This is a genomic window from Micromonospora sp. NPDC049359, assembly GCF_044466585.1.
Classification (GTDB): Bacteria; Actinomycetota; Actinomycetes; order Mycobacteriales; family Micromonosporaceae; genus Micromonospora.
The window spans coordinates 1-15,331 of record NZ_JBITMW010000014.1; the positions used below are offsets into that span (position 1 = coordinate 1).

The window sequence follows — 15,331 nt, forward strand, 5'->3', positions numbered from 1 at the left end:
CAGGGTGTCCAGCCGCAGCACCCCGCCGCTCTGCGTGGCGGCCACCGCCTGCTGGCCGGCGAACGCCAGATCCCGGCAGGTGCCGCCGATCCAGCCGGCCTGCACCGACTGCCATTTGACGTCGGACTCGAACAGCCGGGTGCGGTGACAGCCCTGACCGGGCTTCTTCGGGTCCGGCTCGCCCGCGCCGCTCCACAGCAGGGTGGCCGGGCCGTCGTACTGCACCGCGAGGACCCGGTTGTCCACGTTGGAGAGCCCGACGTGCGTGAAGCTGCCCGGCCGGCCGCCGGCCGTCGACAGGTACACCCCGAAGCTGGCCTGCGCCGCGACCGCCACGCCCGGCGCGCCGCGCTCGGAGACGAAGGCGCGGACCGCGTAGAAGCCCCGGTCGGCGTCGGAAGGGTCGACGAGGATCTGCAACGGCACCGCGCCGGGCAGCAGCGACACCTCGTACAGCCCGGTGTCGGTCGCGACCAGCAGCGCTCCCGCGCCGTCGCGGTCCAGCCACGCCACGTCGGAGATCCGCGAGTCCAGGTCGGTCAGCAGCGACCACGTCTCACCCAGGTCGGTGCTCAGTCGTACCCGGGAGCCGCCCGACTCGCGCACTGTCACCACGGCCACCGAGCCGGGACGCGCCACGATGCCGGGCCGCACCGGGGCGGGGGCGGGCGCGACCCGCAGCACCGTCTCGTCGTCGTCGAACCGGCCGGCCGGCTCCCAGCCCGAGCCCGCGTTGCTGGAGCGGAACAGCACCGGGCCACGCCCGGCGTACCAGGTGCGCGGCTGGTACGCGTCGACGGCGAGGGCGCGGACGTTGGCGTCGGGCGCCTCGTCGACCACGAACCGCACCGACTCGACGTACCGCACGCCCGGCTCGGCCTGCTCCAACAGCCGGTACACGTTGGACGCCCGCAGCGGCTCACCGAACGGCCACCCGCTCGGGTTGAGCGCGGTGGGCAGCGGGCTGAGCGTCTGGTGCAGCCGGTCGTGGATGCGCCGCCGGACCGCGTCCACGTCCTCCTCCCGCCGCACCACCACGCGGGCCCGCACCGACACCGCCTTGAACCGGGCCCAGCTCGCCCGCGAGCGGATACCGACCATCCGGCGCTGTTCCAGGTCCGCCTCGACGCGGTGGCGGGCCTCGGGCACCTCGTACTCGCGCAGCACCGCCACCGGCAGCCGGCCGCCCGGTCGGGCCGCCGGTGGCACGTACGGCACCAGCACCACCTCGACCTCACCCGGGCGGGCGAAGCTGTAGACGGCCGAGCGGGTGAAGGCGCGGGCCCGCGCCACCGCGCCCGAGCTGGTGGCCAGGACCTCGAAGTCGCGGGCGGTGACCGCGCGCTGCTGGGCGAAGAACTCGTACGGGCCGCGCAGCAGCACCGACTCCAACGCCTCCATCTCCCGGCCGCCGGCCGCCCGGGTGGGGTTGTCGACGCGTACCCCGGGCAGTGGATCGCGCAGGGTGGTCAGCGTGCCGGCGGCGACGTTGCCGGCCGGACCGCCGCCGGCCCGGTACCAGAGGCGGACCTGCCGCCCGGCCGGGGGCACGGCGGCCACCGGCGTCGGCCCGGCGGTGCCGTCGGCGGACGGCCGCAGGTCCAGGGCCGGGGCGAAGGTGACGGTGCCCGAGCAGCGGTCCACCAGGTACGCCTTGGCCTGCGGGCCGAGCCCGGCGAAGCTGTCCACCGGTTGCCAGATCTCGAACGTGTGGCCCTCGTGCTCGCGGGCCGCCGCTCCCAGCTCCACCGAGCCGGTCGGCACCTCCACGCCGAGCAGCAGGTCCAGCGGCTCGGCGGTGTGGGCCAGGGGAGCGCGGGCCGCGCGCAGCACCTGCCCCGGCTGGCCGGTGCCGAGACCCAGCAGCTCCGCGTCCACCGGCTCGCAGTGGTGCATCCGGACGGTCACCGAGGACTCGCCGGCCGGCAGCGTCGCCGGCTCGGTCGTGACGAACACGACGGGCCGGGGGTCGGCGCCACGCGCCGCCGCGACCCGCAGCCCGGCCGGGATCCGCACCGCCGAGGTGTCGACGCCGGCCCGGCTGAACACCACGTCCGCCCAGGCCGCGGTGGGCGCGTGCCGCGCCACCCCGAGCAGGTTCAGGAACTGCACGTACGCCTTCTCCGGCAACTGGTTCAGCCGGTAGATCATCACCTCGGTCAGGTGCGCGAACGCCTCCACCAGCGCCATGCCGGGGTCGTGCGCCGACAGGTCGGTCCAGCCGGGGCAGGACTGGCGGATCCGCTCGCGGGCCTCGGTGACGAGGTCGAGGAAACCTCGGTCGTCCAGGTGCGGCACGGGCAGCGTCATGACGATTCTCCCGGTTCGTCGTCGGCGGGGAGCAGATCCACGGAGAACACCAACTGACCGGGCGTCAGGCTGGCCCGCACCCGGTAGTCCAGCCGGATCACCAGCCGCCACGCGTCGTCCACGTCGGGCCCGGCGTCGACGTCGATGACCTCGACCCGGGGCTCCCAGCGGGCGATGGCCTGCCGCACGTAGTGGATCGCCAGCCCGGCCGTGGTGTCGTCGTTGGGCGCGAAGATCAGCCGGTGCAGCCGGGAGCCGTACCCGGGCCGCATCAGCCGCTCGCCGGGCGTCGTCGACAAGAGCAGGAACAGCGCCTGGCGTACGCTCTCGTCGCCCTCGGTCATGGCCAGCCCGCCGGCCGCGGTGAGGGCCAACCCGCCGCCCCGGCCGGCGTCGAAGCCGGCCCCGACGAAGCGGAACGCCCTCACCGGTCCGCCCCCAGGAAGCGCTGTCGGGGGTCGCGGACGGTGTGGTGGATCGCGTCCGGCGGTGTGCCGTCGGTGAACCCCTCCAGGTGCGAGAGCACCACCCGGCGTCCGTCGACGCGGAGCCAGTCGCTGTAGCCGACGCGGACGGTCAGCGTCTTCGCGCACGGTTTGATGGTCGGTCCGTAGTTCGGGCAGGCGACGATCTTCCGTCCCTCCGGGTCGTCGTCCACCAGCACCGGCACGGCGGTGACGGTCACCCACCGCTGCGACGGTTGGTTCTCGACCCGGCCGTCGTGGTCACAGGCGATCACCGAGTCGCGGTGGATCCAACGCATCAGCCGCCTCCTTCGTGGTGGGCGCGGGCGAGCGAACGGGCCTGCCGCGCCGCGGTGGTCGGGTCCTCGGTCGCCTCGGCGTGCAGGAAGTCCACGCTGCGGGCGCGGACCACCATGGCCCGGCCCGGTGCGGAGATCACCAGGTCGGTCGCCGCGTGCAGGGTGGCCAGCTCGGGGGTGAGCTCCAGCCAACTGCCGCCCTCGGTGCCGAGCCGCAGGCTGCGCTGGACGTCGTCCACGACGATCGACTGTCCGCCGGCTGTGCGCAGCGTCCAGCGCCGGGCCCGACCGTCGTCGATGCCCGCGTCGTACGGCTCGACGGCCCCGAACAGCGAACCCAGCACGATGCCCGAGGCCGGCTCGCCGCCGGGCAGCACCACCAGCACGGTGTCGTCCGGATCGGGGAGCGCCACCAGACCCTTGCCACGTCCCGCACCCGGGCAGAGCACGCCGAGCCAACCGGCGTCCAGATCCCCGTACGCGGGCAGGGTCAGCCGTACCCGGCCCAACCCGTCCGGGTCGGCCACGTCGGTCACGGTGCCGAGGGTGACGACCGCGCCGGCGACCGCCGTCGGCGGCACGACCGGCGGCACGGTCGAGAACCGGGTGAGGTACCCCTCGCCGTCCACGGTGTGCACCACCTCGGTCAGCACGTACGCCCCCGCGAGGGGGTCGGGAACCCCGGCCAGGTCGATCCGCCGGCCCGGCCGCAGCGCCGGGTCACCCTCGGCCACCCCCTCGGCGGTGGACAGGGCGGCGGCGCGCAGGTCCAGTCGCGCCTGGGCCAGCGCGGCCACCTCGTCGTCGCTGCGTCCCGGCTGGTCGACGCTGGTGCGGACGCCGTCGGCCCCCACGTCGGCCGGGTCCGGACGGTCACCGGACGGCCGACCGCAGCGCGCCTCGTCGGCCCGCTGGCTGATCGGCTCGGCCCGCTGCGGGTGCCACCCCAATGCGACGCTCGGGCCGCTGGCCTGGTCCGTGTTCGTGGACAACCGCAGGGTGTGCACGCCCGCGCCGAGGGTCAGCGGGACCGGCTCACCGTAGCCGGCGAGGGTCACCAGTCGTACGCCGTCGCCGTCGGCGGCCAGGTGCAGCCCGGCCCGCCCGGCGACCTCGCAGAGCAGCTCCAGGTCACTGTGCCGGTGCTGGACCAACCGTTCCAGCCGCGGGCCGTCGTCCTCGGCCGTCACGGTCAGCCCCACCCCGCCGCACAGGTCCCGGGCCAGCTCCGCCGCCGTCACCGAGGTGAAGACCCGCAGGTCCTGCCGCTTGCGTAGCCGGTGCAGCGCGTCGTACGCCCGCAGCCGCAGCACGACCGCGCCATCAGCGGCGTACTCGACCTCCACGCAGGTCACCTCCCCGACGAACAGCGCGTCGGTGTGGTCGGCGAGCCGTACGTCGAGGGTCGTTCCGGTGCGCACGGCCGGGTCGAGCGCCGCGGTGCCGGCCGCGGTCGCGAGCACCAGCTCGGCCTGGGTCGGCTGGTCGAGCCGGGCGGCCACCCGCAGCGAGCGGATCCGCTGGCGGGCCACGGCGTTCAGCTCGACGCCGTCGAGCAGAACGGTCAGCGCCCGGGGCGCGACGCTGGTCACGGCGTACCCCCCGCGACTGGTGCGCCGCCGGTCGACGCGGTCCCGCTCGCGGCGGCCGTTCCGGTCGGGCCGGCCCCGGTCGAGGCGGCCGTTGCGGTCGGGCCGGCCCCGGTCGAGGCGGCGATCGAGGCGGCCCAACTCGCGGCGGCGGCGATCGAGGCGTCCACGAACGACCCCCCGGCCCGTGCCATCGCGCCGAGCGTCGACTCCGGCGCGGAGCCGCCCGAGCCGACGGGGGGCACCGCCAGGGTCGTACCGGCCGGCACCGCGAGCGGGTCGGTGATCCGGTTGTGTTCGGCCAGCAGCCGCCACCGCAGCGGCGAGCCGAGCGCGTCGTTGGCCAGCAGGTCGAAACGGACCCCGGCGTGGCCCGGCTCGGTGGCCCCGTCGCCGGCCGCGACCACGGCGCTGCCCGGCGCGGCCACCGGCGTACTCGCCGCGGCGAGCTCCTCGGCGAACCCGGCCTGCGCCTGGTCGGCGCTCTCGGCGGTCCGGACCAGCTTCAGCCGCAGCCAGGAGCGCCGGGGCGAGCCGGTACCGGTGAACGCGTCGAACCGCTCGGCCACCGCCACGATCACGCCCGGCACGTTCCACGTCTTGCCCCAGACCACCCGGACCAGCGGCGGACGCAGCCAGCCGTGCTCGACGTCGGAGTTCTCCGCCAGCATCCACAACGGTCGGGTCAGCATCCGTACGTCGGTGGGGCGCGCCTGCGCCTGGACGAAGTCGACGTCGAAGAGCAGATCCAGCACCAACTCCGTACGGCCACCGCCGGTGAAGACCAGCGGGTCGTCGGCCAGACCGGAACCGGTGAGCTGCGCGCCGCCCGCACCCCGATGGCGTACGCCGGCGAGCCGGGTCACCTGCACGGTCTCCGGGTTGAGCAGGCAGTCCACCCGCTCCCCGGTGGAGTCGATGAGGAAGGCCACACGTTCCATCAGCCGCCCGCCTGCTCCCGGTCGAGCCGGCGCTCGTGGCCCGCGTCGAGCGTCGCGCCGGGCACCGTCCACAGCGGTCCGTCATCCGGTAGCGCCGGCCACGGGTCCACGCCGGGCGCGACGGCCGCCGACGGGAACGGCGCGCTGACCGGCCAGTGCCCGGCGCTGTCGACCTCGGCGGTGCCCGTCCGGTACCCCGGTTGAGCGTCCCACCGCCCGACCTCGCCGCCGCGCCGCCCATCGGCGTACGGGTTGTCGGCGCGCTGGTCGCGGTCCGGCCGGGTGTGCTGGCCGTGGTGCGGTGTGTCGTGCTGGTCGGGCCCCTCCGGCCCCCCGCGCCGGCCCGTTGGTTGCTGGTCAGGAAGCCGGTTCGCGTGCTGCTCGGGCAACGGCTTGGAGCGTCCCCGGCGGTGGTGCTCTCCGAGTCGCCCGGCCCGTTGGTCGGGGAGCCGGTCGCGGTGCTGTTCGAGATGGTGGCCGGCGTGGGGCCGGGCGTGCCGCTCGGTGGGGTGCTCTCCGAGCCGGGCCGGCCTGGCCGGCTCGCCCGGCAGAGCGGGCCAGGATGGTCCGTCCACCCTCCCGCCGCCGCGTCCGTGCCGCGCCGTCGTGGCGTCCAGAGTGGGTCGTCGAGAGGAAGCCCTTGCGGAGGTGTCGAAACCTTCGCCGGGTGGCACAGGTGTGGGGGGTAGCTGTGTCGCGGTGCCGGGGGTGGCGACCGTCTGCCCGGGGTGGGCGACACCGGGCGCTCGGAACGGCCTGCCGACGCTCGCCGCGCCGTCCCGCCCGTTCGCCGACGCTGCGCCGTCGGACCGGGCCGTCCCGCTCGACGATGTCGCGCCGTCCGGGGTCGCTGGTCGAATCTTCGGGAGCCGTCGTTCGGATTCGCCGTCCGGGTGTCCGGGACCGTCCGGCCCGGGGCCAGGGTAGGCGTGATCACCAGCGCCGCCCGGTCGGGCGCGCGGGTGCGGGTCGCCGGGTCGGCCGTGGGCGGCGGCGACCGGCCGGCCGGTCCGACCGGCGACCCGAGGGGAGGCCGAGTCGACCGGGTCGCCCGAGCGGTCCTGCCGCCGTGATGGCGGGGTCTCGTCCCGCGTCGGCGCGGCCTGGTCGACGTCGAGGTCCAGCTCACGGAGCAGGCCGGGGGCGTGCGCGGCGACCAGGTCCACCCAGTGCTGCGGCGGCTCGCCGAGACGACGCGGCGGGTCCGCCGGACGTTCCGGCTCGGCGGTCGGGGTGTCGACGCGTCCGGCGAGGCGCTGCACCGCGCCGGCCACCGAGCGGAGGCGACCGGCCAGCCAGCTACGCGGGCGTCGGCGCGGCGGCACCGCCGGCCTCCAGTTCGAGGCCCTCGTAGCGCAGCGTCAGCGACGCGATGGCGATCTCGTGGCTCACCGTGTTGAGGTGCGCTCCGCGCCACCGGGTGGGCCACGCGTCGATCAGGTTCCAGCGCAGCACCTCGGCGGTGCCCGCCGCGTCGAGCAGCACCACCGACACGTTGCGGCGGTTGAGGGTGCCCTTGGCGGTGGCGTTCACCCAGTCCCACAGCTCACGGGACGCGGTGAGGCCGAAGTGCAGTGTCACCGGCTCGTACTCGGCCTGGCCGGGGACCATCCGCGTCGGTCCGGGGCCGTGCTCCCGGTACGGCTGCCCGGGGATGTTCACCTCCAGTCCGCTCATCTCGGTGAAGTGGCCGTTGGTGACGCCGTTGATGAGCAGCCGGAAGTTGTAGGCCCGGTACGGGTCGACGGGCGCGCCGGGCTGTGGGGTGGCGGGGGTGGCCATGTCAGCCTCCGATCGTCTCGGTCTCGGTGCCGCCGGCCCACTGGCTGAGCTTGAACACCACGAATTCGGCGGGCTTGACGACGGCGATGCCGATGTGGGCGATCACCATGCCGGCGTCGCGGACGTCCGGCGGGTTGGTCTCCTCGTCGCACTTGACGAAGAACGCCTCCTCGGGGCTGCGCCCCAGCAGCGCGCCGTCGCGCCACACCCGGGTGAGGAACGCCCCGATGTCGCGCCGGATCGAGCGCCAGAGGGTGAAGTCGTTCGGTTCGAAGACCATCCACCGGGTGCCGTTGGCGATGGCCTGTTCGATGGCGATGCTGAGCCGCCGGACGTTGAGGTAGCGCCACTCGCTGGCCTCGGCGGCGAGCGTACGGGCGCCCCAGACGCGGATGCCCTCGCCGGCGAAGTAGCGGATCACGTTGACGCCCTTGGGGTTGAGCACGTCGTGCTCGGGGCGGGTGACCCGGTAGCCGAGGTCGACTGCGCCCCGGACCGGTTCGTTGGCCGGCGCCTTGTGCACGCCGCGCAGGGCGTCGGTGCGGGCCCAGATGCCGGCCAGGTGCCCGCTCGGCGGGGTCAGTTCCAGCTCGCCGGTGATCGGGTCACGGACCTGCAGGTACGGGTAGTAGAACGCGGCGAACTCGGACTGCCGGGGCCGGTACGCCGGCGGTCCCTCCCCGCCGCCCGGACCAGCGGCAGGGCCCGCACCCTCGGCGGGTTTCGGCGGCTTGCCGGAGGACGGGGTGGCGACCCGGGTCAGCGCGGAGATGTCGTCGATGTCCGGGGCCGGGTCGCAGATCGCCACCATGGTGCGGGTCCGCTCGGCCATGCTGATCAGCGCGTCGTGGGACACCGGGTCGGAGAAGCCCGGAGCGGCGATGATAGAGATCTCGTCGACGGCCTCCAGCAGTTGCAGGCCGCCGCGTTGCTTGCCGGCGCCGGTGATCGCGCCGCCGTCGCCGACGTTGACCACCCAGCAGCGCGCGCCCCCGTTGTCCAGGAAACCGAAGACGGCCCGCGCGAGGGGGGTGCTCTCGACCTGGTCGCCGTCGGCGAAGAGCCGTAGGAACTCGGTCCAGTTGTTGACCGGTACGGCCTTGCCCAGGTGGGCGTCGCGGTTCGGGGCGACGCCGACGAACGCGGCGATGCTGGTGCTCACCGGTCCGATCGGTCGGGCGCCGCTGGGGACCTCCTCGACGTAGATGCCGGGGGAGAAGTAGCTGGGCATCGGTCCTCCTGTGTGGGGCGGGCGTCAGTGGGTCGGTGGCGCGCAGACGATGACGATGTCGTCGTCGTCCGCGTCCACGTCGGCGGTGAGCACGAGCCCGCGACCGCTCAGTCGCAGTCGTACCGGATGAGGGTGTTCGGGGTCGTGCGGGACCCCGGCGATCAGGAACCGGCCGTCGGGCCCGGTGCGGGTCGCGGACGCCGTGCCGGGCACCTCGACGCGCATGGCGGCGAGGGGCTGGTCCTGCGGGCCGACGACCCGGCCGGCGAGCGCGCGCACCGCGACCTGACGCAGCCGCAGCGGCTGCAGGACCGGGGGCGCGGCCGGTGTCGGGTGGTCCACCTGAGCCGGTACGTCGATCAGCAGCGCCGGGCGGGGCGCGGCGTCCAGCGCGTGCCACAGCGCCGCCGCTCCGGCCTCCAGCACCACCGGGTAGCGGCCGTCCCGGGTCGTGGCGGCGAGCACCCGGTCCAGCACGGCGAGCCCGGCCGGACCGGCCACGCTGAGCAGGTAGCGGACCGTGAACCGGTACGGCTCGCGGACCGCGCCGCTGGAGCGGGTCTGCTGGGCCGGGCGCAGTTCGAGGGGCCACAGGGTCAGCCCGTCGGCGTCGCCACCCGCGCGGGGTGGACCGATCGGGACGGGTTCCCCCGCCGCGCCGGTCAGCCATTCGACCAGCTCGGCGGTGGCCGTCTCGATCGGTCCGCGCCCGTCAACGGTCATCGCGGCGGCGTCCCCTGGATGCGGTACGCGATGGCCTCGTTCCACACGTGCGGGTAGACGCCGATCTCGAAGTAGCGGGTGAACCGGTTGATCGGCGCGTTGGTGTGGTCGTGGTAGATCAGCCAGATCGGCGCGATGGTGAAGAGCGCGTAGTTCGCCAGCACCAGCGGGATGTACAGCGGTCCGAGCAGTCGCGCCTGGAAGATGTGCACGTCCTCGTGGCGTTGGATGCCGGAGTTGGAGCCCGCGCAGACGGTGCCGATGGTGGTGGCGTAGCGCGGGGAGACCCCCTGCACCACGCAGACCCGGCCGCTGGCGGCCGACGTGGGCCGGTCCAACGAGTGCCCGAAGACGAGGTGCACGACCAGGTAGACGGCCCCGACCACCGTGTTGAGCAGGCTCCACGTGTGGTCGACGACGAAGAGGACGATGCCGCGGGCGTCCGGGGCGTACACCCCGGCGGAGGTGACCGCCCAGCCGAACACGGCCCCGACCAGCAGGCCCACGACGGCCCCGACGAGCAGGCCGATCGGCCCGCCGGCCAGCAGGCCGAAGACGGCGCCGGCAGCCATCTGGATCACCGCGCTGAGGATTCCGAAGATCATGACGACACCCCCTCAGACCCAGGAGCGGAAGACGCGGGGCTCGCGACCGCTCGCGAGTTGGGTGGGTGTCGCCTGGCGGTTGCCGGGCGGGAACTGGTTGACGCCGAGCGCGGCGGAGAAGATGACCAGCGCGTTGAAGAACGCGATGACCCACTTCTCGCCGCCGACCTCGTCGGCGAACACCGCCGAGAGGTAGGACAGCAGCAGGGCGATGGCGATGGCGATCCACTTGCGCAGCTTGTCGCCGCTCGGACCGATCAACCCGCCGATGACGTTGGTGGCCAGCAGGGTGGCGGCGCTCGCTCCGGCGAGACTGCCCAGGGCTGCCCAGGTGAAGAGATCGTTCACGGCGATCCCCCCTTTTCTGCAGTGGTGCGACCGGGATGTGGTGGTGGTGAGGCCGGCGCTCCCGCGCGGGGAGTGCCGACGCCGGTCGCCGCCGTCGCGGGGCGGCCGGAGCAGGGACGCGGCCGGCGGAGGCCGGCCACCGGATGCGTCAGCCGGGCCCGGGCGCGCCGGCGGGCGGCCCCGGCGGGGTCGGGCCGGGCGCGGTCGGGTCGGTCGCGGTCGGACCGGCTGCCGCCGGCGCCGTCGAGCGACGGCGACGCAACAGGAGTACGGCCACAGCGGTGAGGACGAGCAGCAGGAGCACGCCGCCGACGACCAGCAGCCACGGGAAACCACCCGAGTCGGTGTCGGCGGCTGCCGGCGAGGCCGAGGGGCGCGGCGGCGCCTCGGCGACGGCGCGCAGTTCCATCGGCTTGTCCTGGTTGGCGTCGACCTTCCAGGTGACCGATCGACCGTTGACGGTGCCATTGGTGTCGATCACCCGTCCGGGAAAGGTCACCGAGATCTCGAACGACATCAGCTTGAGGAAGGCCTGCTGCTGTTGCGGATTCTGCTGGGCGGCTTTCCCGCCGTATTTCTTCGGATCCAGCGGTAACGTGAAACGGTAGAAGTCGCCGTCCCGGACCAGTTTGACGCTCTCGCTGTCGAAGCCGGCCAGCGGCGCCTTGCGATAATTGATCTGTGCGCCGAAGAGCTTGCTGTCCTCGTAGCCGGTCTCCTCGCCGGGAGGCAGCGCCGGAATGTTCTTCCGCAGCTCGGCGAACGCGGCCGGGATGTTCTTGTTCTGGGAGCTCAGCACCGACTTCTGGGCGGTCAGCAGCAACTGCCCGTCGACCGTGTCGTCGGCGTTCACGGTGAGCCCCATGTTGAGTTGCATGCAGCCGCTCAACGCGACGAGAAGAAGGAGGCACACCGCGACGCGGAGTGCCCTACCGCGGTTGACGCTCCTGTTCATGCGCTCAGTGTGTGTGATCCAATTCACCACGAGCAGTCAGCGATTGGTCACAAGGTAGTCGCCGATTGTACCGGCGCACTGTCGTATTTGGCCGAGGCGGAGAGCGGCCCCGAAGAATAGACTGAAGCTTTGCGCCGCCGGCCGGAATGGCGGGCGACTCAGCCCTGCGGCGGCCGCCAGTCGACGCACCAGGTCATGCTCCGCAGCGTGACGCTGGCCGGGACGAGGCGCAGCGCGGCGGTACGGGCCGCGAGGGCGAGAGGGTTCCGCAGTTGCTGGCCGTACCGCCCGGCGCGCAGGGACGCGCGGGCGATGGCCTGGGTGCGGGGGCGACGCTGCTCGTCGTACGCCGCCAGGGCGGCCGGCAACCCCTGCGCGCCCCCGGCGCAGGCCGCGCCGAGCACCACCGCGTCCTCGATGGCCTGGCCGGCGCCCTGCCCGAGGTTCGGCGTCATCGCGTGGGCCGCGTCGCCGAGCAGCGCCACCCGTCCCCGCACGTAGGACGGCAGCGCCGTGGCCAGGTGGTGGATGTCGTTGCGGAGAACCACTTTGGGTGGGGTGGCCGCCAGCAGCGCGGGGATGGGGTCGTGCCACGTGCCGAAGTGCTCCCGAACCGCCGCCAGCTCGTCCGGGGCGTGGCCGCCGGGCGGGGCGTTGCGGGCCGCGTACCAGTAGAGCCAGCCGTCGCCGATCGGCACCATGCCGAACTCGGCGGCCGGGCCCCAGGTGATCGCCGTCGGGATCGGCTCCGGGAACGCGATGGCGGCCCGCCAGGCCGTCGAGCCCGCGTACACCGGGGCGGGAATCTCCGGCCAGAGCTGGGCGCGCAGCCGGCTGCGCAGGCCGTCGGCACCGACCACCAGGTCGGCGTGGAGGGTTCGCGGGCCGTCGGGCCCGCGGTAGCGCACCGTCGCGTGGTCGGAGTCGGAGTCGACGTGCTCGACCTCGGCCCCGGTGTGCAGCGACGACGCGGGCAGCGCCTCGCGCAGGATGCGGTGCAGGGTGGCCCGGTGGACGCCGAGCGCGCTGGTGCCAAGCTGTCGGACCATCTCTGCCGCGTCCATGCGGGACAGCCACCGGCCCCGCCGGTCGCGGACCCCGCCGGGGGCCTCGGCGTGTGCGTTGGACCGCAGGGCAGAGCTGAGGCCGAGGGCGTCCAGGGCGCGTAGCGCGTTGGCCATCAGGCTCAACCCAGCGCCCACCTCGCGCAGTTCGGGGGCGCGTTCCAGGACGGTGACCCGCCAGTCACGCCGGTGCAGGGCGAGCGCCGCGCTCAGCCCTCCGATGCCCCCGCCGACCACCACCGCGTGTGGCTCGTCCATGTCGTCCACCCTTCTACACCTGTAGAAGGGGGATACTACCTGCGCACCGCGCAGAGGAGGAACCCCGTTGAACGCCCGCGCCCACCGGATCGCGCTGTTGACCGACGCGGCCATCGAGCTGATCGCCGACGGCGGCATGCGGGCGCTCACCCACCGGGCCGTCGACGCCCGCGCCGAGCTGCCGCCCGGCACCACCTCGGCGTACCTGCGCACCCGCCAGGCGCTGATCGAGGCGGTGGTGCGGCGCCTCGTCGAGCGTGACCGGGCCGACCTGGCCGCGTACGACCTGCCGACCGAGCCGCCCGCCCCGCAGGCGGGCCCCCGCCTGGACGGCGACGACCTCGACCAGCTCGCCGCCGGGGTGGCCGAGGTGCTCGACCGCTGGCTGGGCGTCGGACGCAGCCGTACCCTGACCCGCTACGCCTGCCTGCTGGAGGCGGTGCACCGCCCCGAACTACGCGGCATCCTGCGACACGGCATCGGCATCCGGGCCCAGTCCCGCGATCTGCTGACCCGCGCCGGCGCCACCGACCCGGACCGGCAGGGCGACCAGTTCGTCGCGTACGTCGACGGGCTCCTCTTCGACCGGCTGGTCGGCGCGGGAGCGCTCACCGCCCCGACCCCCGGCACCCCGGACAGCCGCGCCGATCTCGCGGACGCCGTCCGTACGCTGCTGCGCGCCCTGACCGGGAGGTGACCGGAGCCGGTGATCGCGCGCCGGACGCGACGGCGGCCGACGGGCGGCCCGGTCGGCGGCTCCGCCGGCCGATGGTGGACGATCGCGGAGGGCGAGCCGGCGGACGCCGGTGATCGCTGACGGCCGCACAACGCGTCGGTCGACCGGTGGGAGGTGCCGATGGCGTGGTTCGCGGGCCTGCGGGTCGCCGGCCACCGGTTGCGGCAGGGGTGGCGGCCGGTGCTGGAGGCGACCGTCGCGGCGACCGTGGCCTGGCTGCTCGCCACCCGCCTGCTCGGGCATCCGCAGCCGTTCTTCGCGCCGGCCGCCGCGCTGATCGTCCTCGGTCAGGCCCGTGGGCAGCGCATCCGGCGGGCCGTCGAGGTCGTGCTCGGGGTGGCCGCCGGGGTGCTCGTCGCGGACCTGGTCGTGCAGGCGCTGGGCCCCGGCAGCACCTGGACGGTCTGCACGGTCATCCTGCTCACCGTCCTGCTCGCGGTCGCCTTCGGGGCCACCGGCGTCACCCTCGTACAGGCCGCCGTCTCCGCGCTCTACCTGGTGGTGGTCGCGCCGCCGGACGGGTCGCTGGTGCCGTTCCGCTTCGTCGACGCGCTGATCGGCGGCGCGGTGGCGCTCGCCGTCAGCCTGCTCGTCGACGCCCGGCACCCGCTCGCGCCGCTCGTCGTCGAGGTGCGGCGCACGTTCGACGAGCTGGCCGGCCTGCTGGGCGGGATCGCCGACGCGCTGGACGGGCGCGACGAGCCGGCGGCGGTGGCCGCCCTGGCGCGCGCCCGGGGCATGGACGCCCGGGTCGACGGGCTGCGGGACGGCGTGCTGGCCGCCGGCGAGGCGCTGCGGCTCAACGTGCGCCGACGCCGGCACATCGGCCGGTTGCGGTCGGTGGACGAGTCGGTCCGGCAGATCGACTACGTGGTCCGCAACGTCCGGGTGCTGGCCCGCGCGGGCGTGACGCTCAGTCGACTCGGGACCTCCACCCCGCCCGAGCTGGGCGACGCGCTGCGCTGCCTGGTGGAGGCGGTCCGGGAGGCCGGCGCGGCGCTCGCCGCCGACCTGGACGGGCAGGAGGAGGTCGCCGACCGGCACGCCCTGCGGGCGGACGAGGCGGCGCTGGCGGCCGTCCGTACCGCGGGGCAGCTCTTCGGGTCGACCCAGACCCTCCCCCTCGCCATGATCATCGGCCAGGTCCGGGCGACGGCGATCGACCTGCTGCGGGGCGTGCATCCCGACGACGACGTCGCCGTCCTGGCCCGCGTGGACGCGGCCCTCGGCCTACCCGCCGTCTGACCGACACCGGGGGTCACCCGGTGAGCCACCCGGTGGCCCTCGCCCGGATCTCCGCGGGCAGCTCATGGCCGCCGGTGAACTCCTCGTAGGTGACGTCGTAGCCGATTCCGCGCAGGTGCGGCACGAAGCGGCGGCTGCACACGTCGACGGGCAGCACCGGGTCGTCCACCCCGTGCGAGACGAAGATCCGTGGTCGCCCACGGACGACCGGCGGCGCGGCGAAGCCGGGGGAGAAGGCCAGCACCGCGTCGACCAGGTCGCCGTTGGCCAGGCCCAGCGAGAGCGCGTACGAGGCTCCGTCGGAGAAACCGCCGAGCGTCACACCCTGTACGGGGTAGCCGTCGAACGCGCTGGCCAGCAACGCGTCGATGTGCCCGACGTCCACCCCGAGGCCACCGGCGATCAGGTCCCAACTGGTCGCCGACGACTGCGGGGCGATCAGCAGCAGGTGCTGCGCGTCCGCCTCCGCGAGCAGCAGGTCCAGTCCGTGCCGCGCGGAACCACCCGCCCCGTGCAGGAGCACCACCAGCCGGTACGCGGCCCCGTCGGCGGCCGGCTCCGGCACGTACGCCATCGCGGGCCGACCACCGTCACCGCCGGGCAGCGGCACGATGCCGGTCGGCCCGGTCACCACCGGCGGGTGTGGGCGGGTGGTCAACCGGCCGTGCCGGTGACCCTGCGCGGGCGCCCGGCTCGGCGGCACGGGGTCGGACACGGGCCACCAACTCCTCGCGGTCGACGAGAGGTGCGAGGCGGTTACCCGGCCGGCCGCCGGTTAACC

16 protein-coding genes are annotated in these 15,331 nt (G+C 74.6%); 2 read left to right on the plus strand and 14 right to left on the minus strand.

The annotated features are described in order from the left end of the window. The 13 genes from ACIBTX_RS27075 to ACIBTX_RS27135 all read right to left on the minus strand — a co-directional run. Window positions 1-2,310 (minus strand): putative baseplate assembly protein (locus tag ACIBTX_RS27075; protein ID WP_396833162.1); only part of this gene is annotated, 2,310 nt, incomplete at its 3' end. After that, window positions 2,307-2,738 carry a GPW/gp25 family protein gene (locus tag ACIBTX_RS27080; RefSeq protein WP_355051213.1) on the minus strand — a complete coding sequence of 144 codons (432 nt, stop codon included), beginning with the start codon at window positions 2,736-2,738 and terminating at the stop codon, window positions 2,307-2,309. The genes ACIBTX_RS27075 and ACIBTX_RS27080, both read right to left, overlap by 4 nt. Next, window positions 2,735-3,073: a hypothetical protein gene (locus tag ACIBTX_RS27085; protein ID WP_357118257.1), complete on the minus strand. Its 339-nt coding sequence runs from the start codon at window positions 3,071-3,073 to the stop codon at window positions 2,735-2,737. The genes ACIBTX_RS27080 and ACIBTX_RS27085 overlap by 4 nt, the downstream gene beginning before the upstream one ends. After that, a complete protein-coding gene (locus ACIBTX_RS27090; RefSeq protein ID WP_357169866.1) occupies window positions 3,073-4,665 on the minus strand; it encodes a contractile injection system protein, VgrG/Pvc8 family in 1,593 nt (530 codons plus the stop codon). The genes ACIBTX_RS27085 and ACIBTX_RS27090 overlap by 1 nt, the downstream gene beginning before the upstream one ends. Continuing rightward, window positions 4,662-5,603 carry a hypothetical protein gene (locus tag ACIBTX_RS27095; protein ID WP_357169869.1) on the minus strand — a complete coding sequence of 314 codons (942 nt, stop codon included), beginning with the start codon at window positions 5,601-5,603 and terminating at the stop codon, window positions 4,662-4,664. Before ACIBTX_RS27095 ends, ACIBTX_RS27090 begins: the two co-directional genes overlap by 4 nt. Next, window positions 5,603-6,928, minus strand: coding sequence for a hypothetical protein (locus ACIBTX_RS27100; protein WP_357169872.1), 1,326 nt, complete (start codon window positions 6,926-6,928; stop codon window positions 5,603-5,605). The genes ACIBTX_RS27095 and ACIBTX_RS27100 overlap by 1 nt, the downstream gene beginning before the upstream one ends. Next, the gene (locus ACIBTX_RS27105) at window positions 6,903-7,385 is read right to left on the minus strand and encodes a phage tail protein (RefSeq protein ID WP_355051208.1); all 483 of its coding nucleotides are present in this window, start codon (window positions 7,383-7,385) and stop codon (window positions 6,903-6,905) included. Before ACIBTX_RS27105 ends, ACIBTX_RS27100 begins: the two co-directional genes overlap by 26 nt. A gap of 1 nt (window position 7,386) precedes the next feature. Further along, window positions 7,387-8,616, minus strand: coding sequence for a phage tail sheath subtilisin-like domain-containing protein (locus tag ACIBTX_RS27110; RefSeq protein ID WP_357118271.1), 1,230 nt, complete (start codon window positions 8,614-8,616; stop codon window positions 7,387-7,389). Between the two features lie 24 nt (window positions 8,617-8,640). Next, window positions 8,641-9,339: a carboxypeptidase regulatory-like domain-containing protein gene (locus ACIBTX_RS27115; RefSeq protein WP_357169875.1), complete on the minus strand. Its 699-nt coding sequence runs from the start codon at window positions 9,337-9,339 to the stop codon at window positions 8,641-8,643. After that, window positions 9,336-9,944 (minus strand): glycine zipper family protein, encoded by a 609-nt coding sequence (locus ACIBTX_RS27120; protein ID WP_357169878.1) that lies wholly within the window; start codon window positions 9,942-9,944, stop codon window positions 9,336-9,338. The genes ACIBTX_RS27115 and ACIBTX_RS27120 overlap by 4 nt, the downstream gene beginning before the upstream one ends. Before the next feature lie 12 nt (window positions 9,945-9,956). Beyond that, window positions 9,957-10,292: a hypothetical protein gene (locus ACIBTX_RS27125; RefSeq protein ID WP_357118280.1), complete on the minus strand. Its 336-nt coding sequence runs from the start codon at window positions 10,290-10,292 to the stop codon at window positions 9,957-9,959. A gap of 148 nt (window positions 10,293-10,440) precedes the next feature. Then, window positions 10,441-11,247, minus strand: coding sequence for an LppM family (lipo)protein (locus tag ACIBTX_RS27130; RefSeq protein WP_357169881.1), 807 nt, complete (start codon window positions 11,245-11,247; stop codon window positions 10,441-10,443). Window positions 11,248-11,405: 158 nt separating this feature from the next. Then, window positions 11,406-12,569, minus strand: coding sequence for an FAD-dependent oxidoreductase (locus ACIBTX_RS27135; protein WP_357169884.1), 1,164 nt, complete (start codon window positions 12,567-12,569; stop codon window positions 11,406-11,408). A 67-nt stretch (window positions 12,570-12,636) separates the two neighbouring features. On the opposite strand from ACIBTX_RS27135, the gene ACIBTX_RS27140 reads away from it, so the two are divergent. Together ACIBTX_RS27140 and ACIBTX_RS27145 are read left to right on the plus strand one after the other, a co-directional pair. Continuing rightward, the gene (locus tag ACIBTX_RS27140) at window positions 12,637-13,266 is read left to right on the plus strand and encodes a TetR/AcrR family transcriptional regulator (protein WP_357118290.1); all 630 of its coding nucleotides are present in this window, start codon (window positions 12,637-12,639) and stop codon (window positions 13,264-13,266) included. 159 nt (window positions 13,267-13,425) lie between these two features. Beyond that, on the plus strand, window positions 13,426-14,550 hold the full coding sequence (locus ACIBTX_RS27145; RefSeq protein WP_357169887.1) for an FUSC family protein: 1,125 nt from the start codon (window positions 13,426-13,428) through the stop codon (window positions 14,548-14,550). 13 nt (window positions 14,551-14,563) lie between these two features. Here ACIBTX_RS27145 and ACIBTX_RS27150 read toward each other — a convergent pair whose 3' ends face one another. Then, window positions 14,564-15,265 (minus strand): phospholipase, encoded by a 702-nt coding sequence (locus ACIBTX_RS27150; RefSeq protein WP_357118296.1) that lies wholly within the window; start codon window positions 15,263-15,265, stop codon window positions 14,564-14,566. Between the last annotated feature and the right edge of the window lie 66 nt (window positions 15,266-15,331).